This is a genomic window from Pedobacter boryungensis (assembly GCF_013204825.1).
Classification (GTDB): domain Bacteria; phylum Bacteroidota; class Bacteroidia; order Sphingobacteriales; family Sphingobacteriaceae; genus Pedobacter; species Pedobacter boryungensis.
This window is the reverse complement of the sequence record NZ_JABMKV010000002.1, coordinates 583,659-602,603: the sequence shown is the minus strand read 5'-3', so window position 1 is coordinate 602,603 and position 18,945 is coordinate 583,659. Positions and strand designations below refer to the sequence as shown.

The following is an 18,945-nucleotide window of genomic DNA, read 5'->3' as shown; positions in this document are numbered from 1 at the left end:
TTAATACTTAAGGCAGTGATAGATACTTTACAAATTAAGGTTACTGAAACCAGCAATCCTAGATTAGCTGAAACAGAATTTAAAGACATCCCATTCGGAAAAATTTTTACAGACCATATGTTTATGGCCGATTTTGAAGATGGAGAATGGAAGAATTTGCAGATTTTACCTTATGGACCAATTCCAATGAGTCCTGCAATTTCTGCTTTACATTACGGACAAGCAATTTTTGAAGGTATGAAAGCATATCGTTTACCAAATGGTGATGTTAGTGTGTTTAGAGCCAACAAAAACTTTGAGCGTTTTAATATTTCTGCTGATCGCATGGCGATGCCTACTATCCCGGAAGAGATTTTTATGCAAGCTATCTCTGCTTTAATTAATATTGATAAAGGTTGGGTACCAACGCAAGAAAATTACTCATTGTACTTGAGACCAGTAATGTTTGCTACCGATTCTTCTTTAGGTGTGAGAGCAAGCGACACCTATAAATTCGTTTTACTGGCTACGCCAACTGGCCCATATTATACCAAAGCTTTAAAAGTTAAAATCGAAACAAAATATACTCGTGCAAATGAAGGTGGTGTTGGTTATGCCAAAACCGCAGGCAATTATGCTCGTTCGTTATATCCATTTGCAGAAGCGCAAAAAGAAGGGTTTGATCAGCTATTATGGACAGATTCTGCTACACATACATTAATTGAAGAATCTGGTGCAGCCAATGTGATGTTTGTTTTAGATGACAAATTAATTACTGCCGCAGTAAGTGAAACCATTTTAAATGGCGTAACACGTGATACAATTATTGCTTTAGCAAAAGACAAAGGAATTACTGTCGAAGAAAGAAAAGTAACGATTGCAGAGATTATTGAAGGTGCTAAAAACGGAAAATTAACAGAAGCATTTGCAGTGGGTACCGCAGCTACAGTTACCCAAATTGGCGAAATAGGTTACGAAGGTGAATTGCACAAATTAAGTGATGTGAGCACCCGTACAGTTTCTACAAGTCTTGCAAAAGAATTAAATGACATTAGAAATGGTTTAACTGAAGATAGATTTGGCTGGAACTGGATCGTATAATTTTGTCATCCTGAGCTCGTCGAAGGATCTATAAATAAAAATCCCTTACATTTTAAAATATGTAAGGGATTTTTAATTTAACGCTGTTCTCTTTCCCTTTTCTTTATTCGTATTTCTCTACGCCTTCTCCGCTCATCTCTATCTTCTTTCATTTTTTCAAACTTGGCTACTTGCGCTTTAATTTCTGCTTCTTTTTGCGGCGTAACTCCAACACTATATTTAACACCCTGATAAAGTGTTTTCCAAATAAAATTGAAGAAAGATCCTGTAGGTTGCCTGGTAAAATTAATGGGCGCAGAGGTAAACTTGCCATCTTTACTAGGGTTATCAGAATAAATAACCAATGCATTAGCCAAAATAGACAATAACCCTTGTTTAACTAATCTTGTCTTTCCTTCTTCTTTTTTTAACAATGCAACCGAAAGATCATTAAAAGCAAAATCGACTTTTCCTTTAGCAACATCTTGATTTGCTTTGATATCAAAAGCTAAACTTTTAATTATCCCTTTATTTACCTGTACCATGCCCAAAGGTTTAGTAATTTGGTTGAGCTGTCGCCCATCTAAATTGGTAATTGCGCCTTTATAGGTAAATGCTCCAACTGGCGAATTTAGATCAAACTTAAAGTTGATGTTTAATTTCCCGTGTCCCATTACATAACTAAGCAAATCAGCTTGCATGATCGGGTTTACTGTTTTCACTTTTACTGCATTGGTTGCATTTGTTATGGTTCCAGATGTGTTTTCAAAACTTATTTTTCCTCTTTGCTGACTGCCCTTATCAAACTCCGTATAACTAACATTGATATTACTCAATTTTATTTTCTTTACCGTTAACTGTGTTTTTAATTGCTGCAAAAGCTGATGAGGAAATCTTCCGGTTTTTATTTTCTCCAATTTTGGAAAAGTATTGTTATTGAAAACCGCAACCCCTCCGTCAGCTATATTCATCTGATTTGCAATTAATTCTCTTTTTTGGATATAAGCGGGTAAATCAATGCCATCAAGGCTGATATTATTCAGTTGAATGTTAAAACGATCACGAGCGTAACCTGCAACTTTTGCAAAATTGTTTTCGCTGTAACGAGGAACTAATCCGAATTGTTTAATGTTTACTTTTCCGCTAGATGCGTTAAAATCTAGTTGATTAACATTAATGTGGTACATGCTATCGGGTGTAGCATAAGTATAATTTCTAAGATTTACATTGACATCTTTTAGCAGGTATAGTCTTGTTGTATCTTGTGCAGAAAGTGAATCAATTAACCAATCTTTTAAGGTTACATTAAGATTTGAAACAGAATCTACTTCGGGCAAAAGCTCATTGTTGTTCACATATTTAAATCTCACATTTTTAAAATCTACTACTTCAACTCTTAAAGATTTAAATAATTTTTTAATGTAATCATACGGTGACTTTCGCGGTCTAGGTGGACGGTTGTCATTAAAATCAAAATGCTTATTTACCATTGTGATATCTGGATTATCGAACAACAGTAAACTGATATCAATTTTTTTATTGAAATAGATACCATAAGGATGAAATCTATTAATGGAAAGTTTTTTTAACCTAATGTAATACAGATTATTAGGTGCATTTTTTGCTGCCACCAACAATTTAAAAACATTTGTATCTGGCGTAATATTTACATCACTAATTGTAGCAGAACCCGTAATAAAATTGGTGTGTATTTGTGAAAATTCTATACGGTACAAACCATGAGTAGATTTTTGCACCAGTTCAGTTATTTCTCGCCTAATTAAAGGTTTAAACTTTACACTGATATACCAAGATGCGCCAACTAAAATTAAAGAAATGAACAGTACAATTCCAACAAACCATTTTAAAACTTTAAATTTTCTTGGTGCTTTTTCAGCCATATTGGATTTCATTTTTGTGTGTTCCAATATAGTAAAAATATGGGCATTTAAGAAATGATGTCACTTAATACTATTTTAAATGCATTAAGATTATCGTTATAGTTAATACCAAAGCCTTGTCAAATCACCCTTATTAAAGCTTCGCAACTGCGCCCGATTTTACAGGGTATTAACAAGGTGATAACAGGGTGCAAACAGGGTGTAAACAGTGTCATTGACCTTGGATAATTCCTGTTATTTCCCTATCATATTTTAATAATTAAATAGTGAATGTGCGTAAAAATTATACTTTAAAGAAAATGCACTAAGTGAATCTTCTTTCTCGTTAATTTTCAAAAAATTCTATTGATTCTTTTCTCGCTCGGCTCTGCGCTCTGCTCGCTTTTTTAGACGTTCAGCCTTCTTACTAGAAATTGGTTTTTCCATTGGCTTTATAGGTACCACACCAATTCCCACAGTTTCCCTTATGCCTATAAAAACGCTTTTCCACATTAGATTAAAAAATGAAGCTTGTGGCACACGTACAAAAGTAACATTGCTTGTTCTGAGGGCTTCGCCTTTAGTCGGATTATCATTTTTAATTAAAATGGTATTTGCTAGAAAAGACAATAGTCCTTTCTTTTCTTTTACGCCATTTTCATCTTCCTTCAACAAATTAATTTTAAGATCGTTATACGCAAATTTAACTGTCCCAGAACTCCCTCTTTCATTAGCAGAAATTGCAAAATCTACGCTTTTAACATTACCATCTTCAATGCTAACCAAGCCTAACGATTTAGAAAGTGGGTTTAATACTTTTAAATTAAATGGACTTACATGACCAACATAACTAAACGATGCTGCTTTATCTGTTAAATTAAAGTCGATTTTAACATTCAGTTTTCCTGTACCCATCACATGAGTAGTTAAATCGGCATATGCATGGTTTTTTTTCACTAACCTTAACGAATCATTAGTGATGTTTAAGATTTTTCCCCCTAAATCTGTTAAGTGTAACGTTCCTCTTTCTTTAGTTTTGGGGTTATATTCTGTATAATCAATATCAACTTTGTGCATACTTAGCGTATCTATTAAAGTTTCAATCGACAACCTTTTTAAAGCATTATGTGGATAGTTTCTCCCTTTATCAATATTTGATGGTGGTAATTCTCTGTTTAAAAATACCGCAACTTTCCCCGGTCCTATGGTTAATCGTTTTGCATGTAAATTTCCATCATTATTTAAGGCTATAAAATCTACACCAGTTAAATTAATTTCAGTAAACTTTATATCATATCTATCCTTTTGAGTATTGTATTTACGGCTAAACGTTAAATCAGGATACAAAGGCGTAAGTTTTACACCCAATACATTAAGTGTTTTTTTACTTAATGAACCACGAACTGTATCTACCGTAATGGTGTACATTTTATCTTTCGTAGTGCTTTTGTAACCAATTGATTCGAAGCCAATATTTTTTGCATGAAAAACACGAGTAGTATCGTACTGAGAAAGTGAATCGACTAAAATATCTTTTACGTTTATGGTGAGATGTTTTACCCCATTCAGCTTTTTCAATCCACTATAATAATCGAAATCAGCATCTATCACATTAATCCCTCCTATTCTAATCGATTTTATTGACTTAGAAATTTGTTGGTAAAGTGTTTTTTCGACTTCAGTTGTGTCTATTTTTTTTGGCACTTTATGATAAATCATATCAATGGATGGATGATCCAATTGAATGGTATTTATTTTTATCTTTTTGTCGAAATAAGCTGTTAAGATTCCAATTCTACTCAATTTTAAATGCGCTAATTTTACTCTAAATAAATGCGTAGGCGCTTTTCTTACTGCTTTCAACTGATTAAACACATTTGTATCAGGCATTAGCGAAATACTATCCAATACTACATTTCCAGTAACTATATTTAAATGAATGTCTTTAAAATCTACTTGGTATAAGTGATTTGAGCTATTATATACACCTTCTTTAATCTTCTCAGTTAACAATGGTTTCCATTTGGCGCTTAAATAAATAGCTATTCCACCAATTAAAAGAACAAGGAGAAGGAAAATGCCTCCAACCCATCCAAGTATTTTCTTTGTGTTGCGTTTTTTGGCTGGCATAAAATGATTTACCTAATAACTTAAAACGGAGTTGTTTTGTTTGAAATTTGTAAGGAGAGATATTTTTGATGCTGACAATTTGTCATTTACAAATTAAATTTAGTATTTTTGAAACCCATAAAATTTGAATATTTGATGATTGATTTACAGCTTACGGATAAGAAACATGATGAAGAACGCCAAGGAGAGGCTTTAGTATTAGAAACTCCACAAAAAGGCGATGGAAGAAAACTGTACATTGAAAGTTATGGTTGCCAAATGAATTTCGCAGATAGTGAAATTGTTGCTTCCATCTTATCTGATACAGGTTTTGAAACGACTGGAGATTATCATCAGGCTGATGTGATTTTTATAAACACCTGTTCTATTCGCGAAAATGCAGAGCAACGTGTGCGTAATCGTTTATCGCAATTTGGTGTAGAAAAAAGAAGAAATCCGAAATTAATTGTAGGTGTTTTGGGCTGCATGGCCGAACGGTTAAAGGCTAAATTTTTAGAAGAAGAAAAGTTAGTTGACGTTGTGGTTGGACCGGATGCTTATCGTGATTTGCCAGGGCTAATTAGTCAGGTTGAAGAAGGACATAAAGCGGTAAATGTAATTTTATCTCGTGAAGAAACTTATGCAGATGTAAGTCCTGTTCGTTTAAACAGTAACGGAATTACAGCTTTTGTAACCATTATGCGTGGTTGCGATAATATGTGTTCATTTTGTGTAGTACCATTTACTCGCGGCCGTGAGCGTAGCAGAGATCCTTTTTCTATCATTAATGAAGCAAGAGAATTATTTGAAAACGGCTACCGTGAAGTTACTTTATTAGGGCAAAACGTAGATTCATATCATTGGAATAAGCCTAAAGCAGAAAAAGTTGCTATTGATGATTTGGCAGACGAAATGAACACCTTAACTGGCGATGCATTGTTAGAAGCTTTAACCAATAAAACTGATTTACCTGCAACGCGTAGAAATGAAAATGAAGTTAATGAAGAAGGATCGATGAACTTCGCACAATTATTAGCTTTAGTTGCAGAAATTAGCCCAGAATTGAGAGTTCGTTTTTCTACTTCTCATCCAAAAGATATTACCGATGAAGTATTATACACCATCGCTAAATACGATAACATTTGTAATTACATTCACTTGCCAGTTCAGTCGGGCAACTCGAGAATTTTGGCGCTAATGAATCGTACTTATACTCGCGAATGGTACATGAATAGAATTGATGCTATTCGTCGTATTATTCCAGGTTGCGCCATCTCGGCGGATATTATTGCAGGCTTCTGTACTGAAACTGAAGAAGAACATCGAGATACCTTGAGTATAATGGATTATGCAAGGTATAATTTTGCTTACACTTTCTCTTATTCAGAAAGACCTGGAACTTTAGCTGCTCGTAAATATAAAGATGATGTTCCTGAAGACGTAAAAGCTCGTCGTTTGGCAGAGATCTTTAAAAAACAACAAGAAGATTCACTGGCCTGTTTAGAAGATTTTGTAGGTAAAACAGTTAAAGTTTTAATCGAAGGTTTTTCTAAAAAATCCGACAAAGAATATAGAGGTCGTAATGATGAAAACGCGATGGTTGTTTTTCCTGTTACCGACTCTGTAAAACCTGGCGATTATGCAAATGTTTATATTGAACGTTGTACATCTGCCACTTTGTTGGGAAGAATAGTTTAATATTTAAGGAACTACTAGACACTAAATGGATATACAAGATATTAAAAATAGGTTCGGAATAATTGGTGGTTCGCCGCTGTTAAACCGGGCTATAGATACAGCCAGACAAGTTGCACCAACCGATATGTCAGTATTAATTACTGGTGAAAGTGGTAGTGGTAAAGAAGTCTTTTCTCACATAATTCATCAAATGAGCACCCGCAAACATGGTGCTTTTATTGCAGTAAACTGTGGTGCCATTCCAGAGGGTACTATTGATTCAGAATTATTTGGACACGAAAAAGGTTCGTTTACTGGCGCTCATGAAGCTCGTAAGGGTTATTTTGAAGTTGCCAACGGTGGTACTATTTTTTTAGATGAAGTTGCCGAATTACCACTGGGAACGCAAGCTCGTTTATTACGTATTTTAGAAAGTGGTGAGTATTTACGTGTAGGTTCATCTAAAGTTCAAAAAACAGATGTGCGAATTATTGCAGCCACAAATGTGGATGTTTATAATCGTGTAAAATCTGGCAAATTCCGTGAAGATTTATACTATCGTTTAAATACAGTTCCATTGCGTATTCCTGCTTTGCATGAGCGTAAAGAAGATATCTATCTGCTTTTCCGCAAGTTTGCAGCAGATTTTAGTGATAAATACCGTAGTCCTGGTATTCAATTAGAACCTGAAGCTATCCAAATTTTAAGTAATTACAGTTGGCCAGGTAATGTTCGTCAATTAAAAAATATTGCAGAGCAGATTTGCGTTTTAGAGAAAGACAGAAATGTTAGTGCGCAAGCTTTGTTAAACTATATTCCGAATGAGCAAACGAGTAATTTGCCAATGGCGATAAACGGAAGTAGCAAAGAAGATTTTTCGGAGAGAGATATTTTGTACAAGGTTCTTTTTGATATGAAAAAGGACATGATGGAATTGAAGAAATTGGTTGCTGAGATTATCCAGAATGGAGGTAATACTTCACATATCATGGCAGATAATCCGCAATACATCAGTCAACTGTACCAAGAAGTAGATCTTCCTAATCATAGCGAACCTACTTTAACCATTAAACATCCTTCGCAAAATGTACCAACTGAGTACAATTATGCGCATGATGCGGAAGAAGTAGAAGAATCATTATCCTTAATTGATAAAGAATCGGATTTAATTAAAAAAGCGCTCAAAAAACACAAAGGCAAACGCAAATTTGCCGCACAAGAGTTGGGAATTTCCGAACGTACATTGTACCGTAAAATCAAAGAATTAAATTTATAAAGCATGAACCATCATGATTTTCAAAAGCACACCGTGGCATGATAAATTATGATAGCTTCATCACCATTAAAAAGTAGATACAGATGAAAAAAGCACTATTCATTTTAGTAGTTATCGCCCTCAGCGGATGTGGTTATAAATTTAATGGCGCTTCTACAGAAGGATTAAAAACGATAAGAGTTGAATTCTTCGAAAACAATGCACCATTGGTTGTTCCAAATATGAGTCAATTATTTACTGAAGATTTAAAGGAGCGAATTCGTACACAAAGTAAGCTGAGCATTACACAAAACGAAGCTGATGCTACTTTCGAAGGCAGAATTACGGGTTACGACATTAAACCTATTGCGATACAAGATAATGCTAGGCCAATTGCAGGTGCAAATAGATTAACTATTACTGTTCAGGTTAAATACACTAATAACACTAAAACTGAAGGAACGCTGAGCAAAAGTTTTGATGAGAGCTTTACTGCTTTCGAAGATTTCTCTTTAGCTGGTCAATCTTTACAATCGCAAGAGCAGGCACTCATTAAAAAGGTTAATGCAAAACTGACCGATAATATTTTTAACCGTGCTTTTGCACAATGGTAAAGAAATTGAACTTTCAATTATTAACTTAGCGGCATGGAGATCGATTTAAGCACGAAAGAACAACTAGCAGATTTACTTGCAAAGCCAGCCATGGTAACGCAAGCGCATGCTGGTATGTTGACTACGCTGGTTAAAAAATATCCATATTATCAGCCTTTGCATTTATTGCTCGCAAAAGCCAATGCACTTGAAGCCAATCATTCCAATAGCTTAGCTACCGCAGCACTCTATAATGGTGGCAGTTTAGTGCATCGTGTAATTTATCAGCCTGAAACTTTAGCTACTGTTTTTTCATCTTCATTTAATGCAGATGAAATTGATAATGAACAAATTGAACCTGCAGAAGATATTGAGTTGATTGAACCTACTCCAATTGAAGACAATTTAACAGATGATCAGGAAACTTTTGATGAAATTGCTGAGATCCAAACTATTCCTACAACAGAAAGTAAAACCGATGAACAAGAAGTTTTCGATGAGATTGTTGAAGTAGATTCTTCAGAATTTGTAGCTCAAGCAACAGCAAAAGAAAGTGAAAATGAAGAACCTTTAGCAGAAGCCGTTCCAGATGAATTAGCTATTGAAAGTATTGTTGCTACAGATTTTTTCGCATTTGAAAAAAGTTTTAGCACAGAGCAAGCTGTCGAAAATCTTAAAACAGAGCCTGTAAATGTTGCAATGCCAGAAGAATATAATCAGGAAGCAGAAGCACAAACGGTAAGTAAATACGATGACGACAAACTTCCCTATACTTTTTTATGGTGGCTAGCAAAAACACGTAAAGAACACGACCAAATATTTCAACCTTACGTTACCCCTAAAAAGAACGATAATCCAGCTCCAGCTGCTCCTGGCGAATTACAACAACAATATGTGGAGCATATTTTTCATATTCAAACTCCATTTAATGTTGCCGATGAAGCCAATAAAGGCCCACAAAACCGACAAGTAGCCGCAAAAGGTTTAGAAATTATTGATTCATTTATTAAGAACGAACCACAAATTAGAGCACCGAAACCAGAGCAAATTAACAATGAAAATAAAGCCAAGAAAAGTGCTGAAGATAATTACGATTTAGTTTCTGAAACTTTGGCCGCTATTTATATCGAGCAAATGCTTTATCACAAGGCGATAGACACTTATGAAAAATTAAGTTTGAAGTTTCCAGAAAAAAGCCGTTACTTTGCCGACCTTATTCAGTCTTTAGAAAAGAAAATTTAACAACATAACATAGTATGGTAACCTTATTAATCATTTTATTAATTATTTTTTGCATCGCAATGGGCTTTTTCGTTTTAATACAAAACCCAAAAGGTGGTGGTTTAGCAACTGGTGGATCTGGCAGTAACATGTTTGGTGTGCAACGCACAGGCGATGTTTTAGAAAAAGGAACTTGGGTATTGTTAACCTTAATTGTAGTTGCATCATTAGCGATTACAACTGTAGGTAAATCTGGTAACGGTTCTACGGGAACAGGTTCTAAAATAGATGAGCAAATTAATAAAGCTGCAACTCCATCAGTATTAGGAGGCGGTGCACCTGCAACAACTACACCTGCTGCGACTACTACTCCAGCTGCAACTCCTAAAACTGGAGATAGCACTAAAAAATAATTTTTCTTAACCGGAAATAGAAACTCCTTAGTTTAATTGCTAAGGAGTTTTTTTATGCCTTTTTTCTTCATATCCCCCTAAAAGACTATTATAGATTTCATGTGTTTATTATAGATTTTAAATATCTTTAATAACAGATAAACACAAACCAACTATGGAGAAACTATTTAAGCTCTTTATTAAAAAAATTAACTACCTGTTAATTTTTGGCCTATCAAGCCTGTTACTACTAGTAAATTCTTGCAAAAAAGAAGAAAAACCAGAAAGCTTATTAAGCAGTGCAAAGAAATGGTATATGGGATCTAATGCGAAAGAGACATCAGTTCTTAAATCAAATAAAGGTATTATATTGAAAGTTGAGCAAGTGATACAATGGGATGAGGCAAGGGCCCATAAACTTGATGATGGCACCGAGATTGTTAGCGTACCCATGTCCATAAAAATGGCACAGGGCAATGCACAGGGAAGCTATATGTTATTGATAAGCAGGGCTGGTGAATCATTTAAATCTCAGATAGCTTACAACGAAAAAGGCAACTATTTTAAAGCCGGTTTCTCTACTGCCGAAATTGGGCAGCTTTATAAAAGCCTTAATAAAATATCTTTGAACGGAAAATCCCTATCGGTAAACAGGAATGGCGAACTGATGTCAGACGAAGGTGGTGGTGGCATGAGCGATGAGCCACAATGTACATATTGGTACCTGGTAGAGACTTTTTGGTATTCTGATGGTACGATAGCGTATACTACAGAAACATATCTTTACAAAACATGTTCATCTACTAATGGAGATGGTACTGGAAATGGCAGTGGCACAGGAGTAGTGGATTGTGCGGGCGTAGTAAATGGCACAGCTTACAGGAGTACAGATTGCAAAACCTGTATGGGTGGAACTACAGGAATAACGGAGTGCCCGCCAGCTATTGAAACAAAACAAGATTCTCTTCAGAAATATTATCCATGCATGGTAAAAGAAGTACTGAATAAACTTTTGGCTAATAGCTCTTACGGAAAATTAATACAGCCATTTCAGAGTGTATATGTGCCTGGAATTGGAAACGTTAATTTTAAGGGTCTGCCAGAATTAACTTTTGGTTTCTCTAGTCAAACCTGGGGGCCTAATAATAAATATAGCCTAGGAGAAACAGAGTACATTAATACTTCATGGAATTCTACCATTAACTTTAATACATTTGCTATGGCAAATGCATCCCAATTATTTCTCCAAGTGACAGCTATTCATGAATTAGGGCATGCATATACTCATTATTATATCAAAAATGGCCAATACAATATTGCTCCACCTATAGGAGAAGGATTAACATGGTCTATGGGTATAATTAATTATGGAGCCCTCCTTGATGGAGAGATGCAAATGGGTAATTTTATTGATCACTCTATTCTATTGAACAATTATTTTGAAAAGACAGTAGAAATTTTGAAATCGATAAATGGCAATGCCTATACAGATAATGAATATCGTATGGCTGCTTTATATGGTATGGATAATGCGGGTGACCGTCCTAATGACCCTCTTTTAACAAATTATAATGGTATCGATTTGTTCAATATTTATAAAAATACTTTGCAACAAACTTATAATAATATTTTAACTAAGTATAACATTACATCAGTAGAGTTAAACACTTTTAATAGAAATAATCTAATTAATACACCAATTGCCAACAGATTACCCAACAATTGCCCTTAATCCAATGAAAAAATTCTTAAACTCAATATCATTTTTGTTAACCTTAATTTTACTTTCTATAGTTCATAAGGATTTAAAAGCACAAGAAGACAAAAATCTCTATTTTTTGGCTGACACTGTCAATATACCTAAAGACCAAAGACTATTGAATATAAACAAAAGTGTCCCTTTTACCTTATATGAAAAGAAATACGAGTTTTTTTGCAAATGTCTTCCTCCTTTTAAACAAAATCTAATGTTCTTTTATATCAATACACAGAGGGGCAGCAAAGAAGAAATTTTTTATGCAAAACCTATTCACAATTATTTAAGTTGGCAAGAACTAATGGCACTTATAGAAAAGCATCAAAACGCTTTTGACCAAAAGTATAACTTATATATTGTGGAAGTATTGCCCGGCAAGAGGTACAAAATGAATCTTGTTAAGTTGGCAAAGTATAGCAAAGTAGAATAGTAAAACGTAGTATGAGAATCTTATATTTTATAATAGGTTTATTTCTTTTTACATCGCAAATCAATGCTCAAGTATTAAGTGGAACTTATCAACAAAAATTGCTTAATAATGAAATTAAAATAACTTTTAATGGCAATAACTTTTATCAAATATACCTTGACGATAATATTGGAAGAACAGAAGGCTATGGTACTTATAAAATTGAGAATGGAAAGCTTATATTAAATTTTGAAAATTCAAAAACCATTGATAGTTCGAAATATGTACTAAAACTAAGTAAAATTAATAATCCTTCAATTCTTCAATTTTCAATAAAAGTTTTTGACATAGCGAATAATAACAAACCCTTTCCTTCGGCATTTTGCGCCTTAAATAATTTTGAAAACAAAATGGTAGCATTATACATTACTGATACAATAGGAAAAGCACAGCTATCACTATATGATTCTAAAATTTTCAAATCTGTTGTGATAGGAAGCATTGGATATAATTCTGTTGAAATCCCCATTTCTAAAATCATGGGAAATAATGTTGTTTTAAATGTGTTTCTAAATGAGCAAGGTGCCCAAAATTTTCAAAAACAAACTGTGATATATTATGATATATTGAAAAAATCAAATAAGGAATTGATATTGAAATCCAAAGAGGGAAAAAAGCTAAACCTTAAATGGACTTATACACCGATTTTAGAATAAAAACGCTGTGAAAATTAGTATAATCATATTGTTTTTATTATTTAGTAAGCTCTCTTATTCTCAAGTAGTTTCATTTGATGGGAAAGATAACCTAGAATTATACGCGATTACGTTTAAGGAAATTGAGAAAAATATGATATTGAAAAAAGACTTACCAAAAACATTTACGGTAAATGGGGATATGTTATCATATATAAGTGAATTTTTAGGAAAGAACTCCACATCTCTTAGTGTTAAAAAATACGTTACAGAAAATGGTTGGGGTTTCATTAAAGATGTAGATACTTTGGGTTTATTGAGGAGATTCAAGAAAATTCACACGAGGCGATTAAATCTATTCATAGACAATATGACTATTAAGAGTAATTTAAATTTTAGTTACAGTCTTAGTCCAATAATATTTTCAGAAGATAATAAAAAAGCATTTTTAATTTGTCAGAAAAATTCTTCAATTGAAGTTTATGAGGTAAAGGTTTATTTTTTTATCAAACAGTCTGATAAATGGGTACTTATAAAAACTATAGCTCCTTATATAATTTAATCTCTAAGTAAAAAATCTAAAGAAGTTTTTGCTTTCCACCAGTTTGACAAGGCGCTTTACTATGAAAAAAATATTTCTAAGTTGGTTATTTATATTTCTTGTTCACCATGCCTTTTCGCAAGGAAATGTAAAGAAGTTATATTTTCTCGCTGATACTACAATAATAAACACAGCAAAATCAAGTGATAAGATTTTAGAAATTAAATGGACAAGCCCATTTCACTATTCATTTATTTTTAAAAGTAGTTATAAAGCACCATACTATAATTACCTCGAATTTTCTTGTTGGGTTGACAAAAAAAATCCCAAGCCTAAAATTGAGTCTAAGAAACCTTGTTTTAAATATATCAGTTTAAAGGAATTATTAAATTTAGTTAATGGGCATTTTCGATATTTTAATGACGAGTACGATTTATATATCATAGAAGTTCTGTCAGAAAATAGATATCAAACCATTAAGGTGGAATTGATGCCACAAACTGCTCCTACTACTGATGGTGTTATTATAAAGCAGAAATAGATAAACATTGCCATGAATAAGATATCAATGTTACTTTTGCTGTTATTATCTTCTTGCTCTTTATTTAACAAGCAATCAAATGACAACTTTGATTGTGCTCGATATACTATCCTGCACGACTTTAAGTTTGCTCGAAAAAACAGCGCTGAAGATAGTGTAACTATACAAGGTGTAACTAGGTATTGTGATGATAAGACTATAGCAAAAGGAACTATAGTCCGAATTATTGATGAGAATGACAAGGTCGTTTCATATACAACATCTGATAATAAGGGGCGCTATAAATTATTATGGAAATCGGGAGCTTTCAAAATTTCTGCTGTAAATCCTGGAGGTGGAATTGTAGAAACTTCGCTTATTGATTTCGGACTTTATTCAATGAGCACAAATATTAGTTTGTATATGCAGCATCCTAATGCATTCATTGAAAAAATGGAAGATTCACGTATAAGGAAAAATTAGATCTTTTTCTGTCTAAAATTTAGGTAGTGAAAGAGCTGATATCTTTGTTCTGTATTTACATAGCAACTGGTATATAATCGCTTGGCAAAGAGTCCGCTACATTTTTCCAACCCCAATAACCAGAAAAGAACATGGATTGTGGATTTGCTAGATTTCCATTTGAAGAGAAAGTAGCCTCATCTTCTAGCATCATGATCATTGACATTTGAGTTTTCGGCATATTTAACACCTTTATTAAAAAGGGATTGAGGCTATTCTTATATAGTGGATCTTCTCTGTCTTTTTTATAGACTACATATAGTTGATCTTTAAAACTTATCTTTTTTAATTGATTTCCAGCATCATGCACTAAAGTATCTGTTAAAATTTGTTTCGCTACCAATTCGGCAGAAAATAATGGTTTTTCTTTTTGCTTCATCCAATAACTTAAAGAATCTCCTTTCGAAAAATCAACCAAACCTGATTCTGTTTGCTTACTTAACATAAGTCGTTTAATATTCGATTTGATTAAGCTATCAGGTGGTCTGTCTGCATTAGGCTTATTGGTAATCTTTGCGATAAAAAAACCATCTTTTTCAACCTCTCCGCGATATAAATTCGTAAAAAAATGACGAGGAGAACCATAGTAGGTCATTAATCTGTTTAAATTCCATTTTTTTTGCTCAATTACTGTGCCCTCTAATTCTTCGAAGTATGAAGATCCTTTATACGAAATGCTCTTTTTTTCTTCATCATATACAAACGTTTCAACAATATATTTAATTCTGTAACCAAGCGCTTTATTTTCAATGACCAGAAAATCTGTTGTATGAGCACTTAATTTTGATCGAACTCGGTCATAATCAAAAACAAGAACTTCTGGATTAGAAATATGGCATAATTGCGCATTAGGTGTTGTACCTATAAATAGCTCGGTAAATTGACTTACATATTTTGAATTAGCAGGACGGTTACTAATGGTTACTTCTGCTAAGTTTGTTATTTGCTCGACCAACTTAAAATCCATTTTCTCAGATTGACTGCTAATCACAATTTTAACGACCTTAGTTTCAAACCCTATCATTTTCACTCCTAATTCATAGCTCCCTGGTGTTAAGGTGAGGCTATAACTACCATTGTTGTTTGTAGATGTAGCAAATCTACTACCGCTAATATACACCCCTGCTCCAGGTAATTTTCTACCTTTTAAATCTTCAACAGTACCACTTATAGTAAATGATTGCTGTGCTCTTGCGTTTAAAAAACATATAATAGCTATGAACAGAAAGAATGTAGATCTCATTTAAAAAAATTGCCAATCAATGAATAGAAAAAACCATCGCTAATATATTAATTTTAACTATCTTCAATGTAAGCCATCATAACCTTATGAAATTAACAATCAAGCTCTGTTTACTACTTTTGATTGGGGTGATCACCCTAAGTTTTAGAAAAGACATCGATCCATTCTTAGAACTACTGAAAAGGTTCGAAACCTTTACCTCCACCTATCCACAGGAAAAAGTGTACATTCAATTTGATAAGCCCTATTATGCCGTAGGTGATGATATTTGGCTGAAGGCTTACGTGTTGAATACCAAAAGCCAAGAACCCTCGCAACTGAGTGGGATGCTGGACATTGAGCTGATAGACGAGATGAATCGGATTAAAGCATCTATCAAACTTCCACTGAATAAAGGAGCTGGCTGGGGCGATTTCAGTCTACCCGATTCGCTTATAGAGGGCAACTACCGCATCAGGGCATATACTCCCTATATGAGAAACTTTTCCAGCGATTTCTTTTTCGAAAAAAACATCAAAATAGGGAAAAGTTGGTCGAACAATGTCTTTGTGAATACCAATTTCAGTTATAGAAAAGATAAAAACATTGAAAAGACAATTGCAAGCATCCGCTTAAATGATCAAAATGAAAAACCTTACCAGAACAAGAGCGTAGGCTATGAAGTCTTTTCTGGAGTTACGGTGGTTGACAAAGGCTGGGCCAGAACAGATGCAGCAGGGAATGTAGAAATTGCTTTCTCAAGCCCAAATAGCACAACTAAGGCTGGCACCATCAAACTAGAGATAAGTATAGATCGCAACAAGACCGTTTCCAAAACCATTGCCATTAGTTCCTTTGCCACCAATTCGGATGTTCAGTTCTTTCCTGAAGGCGGACAGCTAGTAGAGGATCATCCACAGCGAATAGCCATTAAAGCTACTGACCCTAAAGGTCATGGAATAGATGTTACGGGCAATGTAGTGGATGAATCGGGTACCCTTATTACCAGTTTTCGTACCGATTATATTGGCATGGGCAGCTTTGTTACACAGTTACAGGCAGATAAGAAATATTTTGCCGATGTTAGGTTTACAGATGGTTCGCAAAAGAAAGTGCAGTTACCAGCGGTATCTGCCCAAGGGTATACGCTATCGGTAAACAACATGGACGCTACCAACCTAAGCGTTAGGGTAACGGCTAGTACAGCCCTTGCTAATGGTGGTGAGATCAAAATCGTAGGTCAACAGGCAGGAAACATCCGCTTTGTTTTAAGCGGAAAATTGAATAGTCAAACATTGGTAGCTACCTTACCAAAGAAGAAATTCACTGCCGGCATTACACAGATCACTATTTTTTCGCCAGATAACAAACCCGTTGCAGAACGCTTGGTATTCATCAAACAGCCTTCCGATATCCTAGAACTGAAGATAGATACTTCAGGGTTATCGCATGCCCCAAGTGGAAAATCGCATATCAAATTTACCGCCGGTGAACTTGGCGGTAGTTTTTCTGTATCAGTTACCAACAGCGACCTTGTAGCCCCCGATTTGAATAGCGAAGGAAACATCCTTACTTCCTTGTTGCTTACTGGCGACCTTGTAGGGTATATCGAAAAGCCCAATCATTATTTCCTCAACGATGACCAACAAACCAATAGAGAGCTCGATAACCTAATGATGACTCAGGGATGGAGAAGGTTTAGCTGGCAAGACGTAATTGAGAACAATACACCAACGATCAGTTTTAAGCCCGAGACAGCAATTGCCGTATCTGGCAAAGTGGTAAACGGAAAGAAAGTGCTGTCAAAGATACCTGTATTCCTGATGTCCAAGAACGGAGGGAATATTGTACGAGATACACTCACTGACAAAGAAGGGAAATTCAATTTCGATCAGCTGGTTTTTAAAGACAGTCTGCGGTTCCTGGTTCAGGCCAGTCCTTTAAAGAAGGGTTCTTTTTTAGAGCTTAGGGTTGATGAGCAAATTAACCAGGCCATGACCTATAACAGAACTCCAGCAGAGATGGACCCGAATGTGAACAGTACTTTAAAGAAATATGTGGGACAAAGCGAGCCCTTATTCCGCGGAATGGAACAAATGGGTTTTTTGAAGAAGACCATACAGCTTAATACGGTAACGATCACCACCGAAAAACGCCAAAAGCACTTCGAGAACTCAGCCAACTTAAATGGTCCTGGAAATGCAGATCAGACCATTACCGCAGATGAACTACCACCATACTACTCACTCTTGGACCTGGCACTGGGCAACATGATTCATGGTGTTAAAATTATTAGAGGAAAAGCTTATTTGATAAGGAACTACAGGGGTTGGGCAAACACCAAAGCAATGGCTTTATATGTTAACGGTACCCGATATTCTGATAGTGATCTTAGTAATATCATGGCAATGGATGTACAGGCTGTTGAGGTGTTAACCAGCCCTGGTAAAGTTGCGCTCTATGACCCTAATGACATCGCCATTATATTAGTGACCACCAAAAGAGGGCCCGGCTACTCCTCAAAAAAACCCGCGAGAGTTGATTTTAATTATGCTAACATCCAGCCCAAAGGTTTTTATACGGCTAGGAAGTTCTATGTTCCACAGTATAACCAAGATGGGAATAACATTCCTGCTGATTACCGGACAACGGTATTTTGGGATCCGAACATTATAAAAGAAGAAAAAGGGATTTACGACATCAGCTTTTTTAATACCAAGGCAAAGGGCAATTATCGTGTGGTAATCGAGGGCATGAACAAGATCGGACAGTTATCGAGAGTAAGTTTTAATTATCAAGTAAAAAGTGGGATTTAAAATAATTTTAATATGTTGCTTTATCTTTCTTGCAAATACAGGTTATAGTTAAGAAAAAAGTGCACTTCTTAGTGATACAATCAATATTTCAAAAAATAATAGAATTGCCGAAATAAAAAGATGTCATTACAAAATAATGTAATAGTAAAGTTTGTTGATTAATCTTTTAAGTAAAAACTCTTAAGCTTACGCTAAGGAGTTTTTTATTTTCTGCCAGTCTGACACCCGAAATTATATCCTAAAATCTAATAACTGACATCAAATGTAAATTTGACAAG

16 protein-coding genes are annotated in these 18,945 nt (G+C 34.6%); 13 read left to right on the top strand and 3 right to left on the bottom strand.

Features of this window, described 5'->3' with window-relative positions:
- The first annotated feature begins 15 nt into the window (after nucleotides 1-15).
- Complete coding sequence (locus HQN85_RS09190; RefSeq protein WP_173271467.1) at nucleotides 16-1,080, top strand: branched-chain amino acid aminotransferase; 1,065 nt, start codon at nucleotides 16-18, stop codon at nucleotides 1,078-1,080.
- A 77-nt stretch (nucleotides 1,081-1,157) separates the two neighbouring features.
- Here HQN85_RS09190 and HQN85_RS09185 read toward each other — a convergent pair whose 3' ends face one another.
- Nucleotides 1,158-2,972 (bottom strand): hypothetical protein, encoded by a 1,815-nt coding sequence (locus HQN85_RS09185; protein WP_246249708.1) that lies wholly within the window; start codon nucleotides 2,970-2,972, stop codon nucleotides 1,158-1,160.
- Nucleotides 2,973-3,302: 330 nt separating this feature from the next.
- Nucleotides 3,303-5,069, bottom strand: a complete 1,767-nt coding sequence (locus HQN85_RS09180) for a hypothetical protein (RefSeq protein WP_173271465.1) — start codon at nucleotides 5,067-5,069, stop codon at nucleotides 3,303-3,305.
- A 135-nt stretch (nucleotides 5,070-5,204) separates the two neighbouring features.
- On the opposite strand from HQN85_RS09180, the gene HQN85_RS09175 reads away from it, so the two are divergent.
- The 11 genes from HQN85_RS09175 to HQN85_RS09125 all read left to right on the top strand — a co-directional run bounded on the left by HQN85_RS09175 (nucleotide 5,205) and on the right by HQN85_RS09125 (nucleotide 14,590).
- On the top strand, nucleotides 5,205-6,746 hold the full coding sequence (locus HQN85_RS09175; protein WP_173271463.1) for a MiaB/RimO family radical SAM methylthiotransferase: 1,542 nt from the start codon (nucleotides 5,205-5,207) through the stop codon (nucleotides 6,744-6,746).
- A 25-nt stretch (nucleotides 6,747-6,771) separates the two neighbouring features.
- A complete protein-coding gene (locus HQN85_RS09170) occupies nucleotides 6,772-8,001 on the top strand; it encodes a sigma-54 interaction domain-containing protein (protein ID WP_173271461.1) in 1,230 nt (409 codons plus the stop codon).
- A gap of 83 nt (nucleotides 8,002-8,084) precedes the next feature.
- Entirely contained in the window at nucleotides 8,085-8,594 is a 510-nt protein-coding gene (locus tag HQN85_RS09165) for an LptE family protein (RefSeq protein ID WP_173271459.1), read from the top strand.
- Between the two features lie 33 nt (nucleotides 8,595-8,627).
- Nucleotides 8,628-9,815 carry a hypothetical protein gene (locus HQN85_RS09160; RefSeq protein ID WP_173271457.1) on the top strand — a complete coding sequence of 396 codons (1,188 nt, stop codon included), beginning with the start codon at nucleotides 8,628-8,630 and terminating at the stop codon, nucleotides 9,813-9,815.
- Between the two features lie 14 nt (nucleotides 9,816-9,829).
- Nucleotides 9,830-10,207: a preprotein translocase subunit SecG gene (secG, locus tag HQN85_RS09155; protein WP_173271455.1), complete on the top strand. Its 378-nt coding sequence runs from the start codon at nucleotides 9,830-9,832 to the stop codon at nucleotides 10,205-10,207.
- A gap of 154 nt (nucleotides 10,208-10,361) precedes the next feature.
- The gene (locus HQN85_RS09150; protein ID WP_173271453.1) at nucleotides 10,362-11,918 is read left to right on the top strand and encodes a hypothetical protein; all 1,557 of its coding nucleotides are present in this window, start codon (nucleotides 10,362-10,364) and stop codon (nucleotides 11,916-11,918) included.
- Nucleotides 11,919-11,922: 4 nt separating this feature from the next.
- Nucleotides 11,923-12,372, top strand: coding sequence for a hypothetical protein (locus tag HQN85_RS09145; protein ID WP_173271451.1), 450 nt, complete (start codon nucleotides 11,923-11,925; stop codon nucleotides 12,370-12,372).
- Between the two features lie 11 nt (nucleotides 12,373-12,383).
- Nucleotides 12,384-13,067: a lipocalin family protein gene (locus HQN85_RS09140; protein WP_173271449.1), complete on the top strand. Its 684-nt coding sequence runs from the start codon at nucleotides 12,384-12,386 to the stop codon at nucleotides 13,065-13,067.
- A 7-nt stretch (nucleotides 13,068-13,074) separates the two neighbouring features.
- Nucleotides 13,075-13,608, top strand: a complete 534-nt coding sequence (locus tag HQN85_RS09135) for a hypothetical protein (protein ID WP_173271447.1) — start codon at nucleotides 13,075-13,077, stop codon at nucleotides 13,606-13,608.
- Nucleotides 13,609-13,669: 61 nt separating this feature from the next.
- Complete coding sequence (locus HQN85_RS09130; RefSeq protein ID WP_173271445.1) at nucleotides 13,670-14,128, top strand: hypothetical protein; 459 nt, start codon at nucleotides 13,670-13,672, stop codon at nucleotides 14,126-14,128.
- 12 nt (nucleotides 14,129-14,140) lie between these two features.
- Nucleotides 14,141-14,590 (top strand): hypothetical protein, encoded by a 450-nt coding sequence (locus HQN85_RS09125; protein ID WP_173271443.1) that lies wholly within the window; start codon nucleotides 14,141-14,143, stop codon nucleotides 14,588-14,590.
- A gap of 55 nt (nucleotides 14,591-14,645) precedes the next feature.
- Here HQN85_RS09125 and HQN85_RS09120 read toward each other — a convergent pair whose 3' ends face one another.
- Nucleotides 14,646-15,872, bottom strand: coding sequence for a carboxypeptidase-like regulatory domain-containing protein (locus tag HQN85_RS09120; protein ID WP_173271441.1), 1,227 nt, complete (start codon nucleotides 15,870-15,872; stop codon nucleotides 14,646-14,648).
- Nucleotides 15,873-15,958: 86 nt separating this feature from the next.
- Here HQN85_RS09120 and HQN85_RS09115 point away from each other — a divergent pair, with 86 nt between their 5' ends.
- Nucleotides 15,959-18,667 carry a TonB-dependent receptor gene (locus HQN85_RS09115; RefSeq protein ID WP_173271439.1) on the top strand — a complete coding sequence of 903 codons (2,709 nt, stop codon included), beginning with the start codon at nucleotides 15,959-15,961 and terminating at the stop codon, nucleotides 18,665-18,667.
- The last annotated feature ends 278 nt before the right edge of the window (nucleotides 18,668-18,945 follow it).

Excerpts from the sequence above, each read along its gene's own strand:
- HQN85_RS09185 (WP_246249708.1), bottom strand. The coding sequence starts at position 2,972 with ATGAAATCCAATATGGCTGAAAAAGCACCAAGAAAATTTAAAGTTTTA.
- HQN85_RS09180 (WP_173271465.1), bottom strand. The coding sequence starts at position 5,069 with ATGCCAGCCAAAAAACGCAACACAAAGAAAATACTTGGATGGGTTGGA.
- HQN85_RS09175 (WP_173271463.1), top strand. The coding sequence starts at position 5,205 with ATGATTGATTTACAGCTTACGGATAAGAAACATGATGAAGAACGCCAA.
- HQN85_RS09170 (WP_173271461.1), top strand. The coding sequence starts at position 6,772 with ATGGATATACAAGATATTAAAAATAGGTTCGGAATAATTGGTGGTTCG.
- HQN85_RS09165 (WP_173271459.1), top strand. The coding sequence starts at position 8,085 with ATGAAAAAAGCACTATTCATTTTAGTAGTTATCGCCCTCAGCGGATGT.
- HQN85_RS09160 (WP_173271457.1), top strand. The coding sequence starts at position 8,628 with ATGGAGATCGATTTAAGCACGAAAGAACAACTAGCAGATTTACTTGCA.
- secG (WP_173271455.1), top strand. The coding sequence starts at position 9,830 with ATGGTAACCTTATTAATCATTTTATTAATTATTTTTTGCATCGCAATG.
- HQN85_RS09150 (WP_173271453.1), top strand. The coding sequence starts at position 10,362 with ATGGAGAAACTATTTAAGCTCTTTATTAAAAAAATTAACTACCTGTTA.
- HQN85_RS09145 (WP_173271451.1), top strand. The coding sequence starts at position 11,923 with ATGAAAAAATTCTTAAACTCAATATCATTTTTGTTAACCTTAATTTTA.
- HQN85_RS09140 (WP_173271449.1), top strand. The coding sequence starts at position 12,384 with ATGAGAATCTTATATTTTATAATAGGTTTATTTCTTTTTACATCGCAA.
- HQN85_RS09130 (WP_173271445.1), top strand. The coding sequence starts at position 13,670 with ATGAAAAAAATATTTCTAAGTTGGTTATTTATATTTCTTGTTCACCAT.
- HQN85_RS09125 (WP_173271443.1), top strand. The coding sequence starts at position 14,141 with ATGAATAAGATATCAATGTTACTTTTGCTGTTATTATCTTCTTGCTCT.
- HQN85_RS09120 (WP_173271441.1), bottom strand. The coding sequence starts at position 15,872 with ATGAGATCTACATTCTTTCTGTTCATAGCTATTATATGTTTTTTAAAC.
- HQN85_RS09115 (WP_173271439.1), top strand. The coding sequence starts at position 15,959 with ATGAAATTAACAATCAAGCTCTGTTTACTACTTTTGATTGGGGTGATC.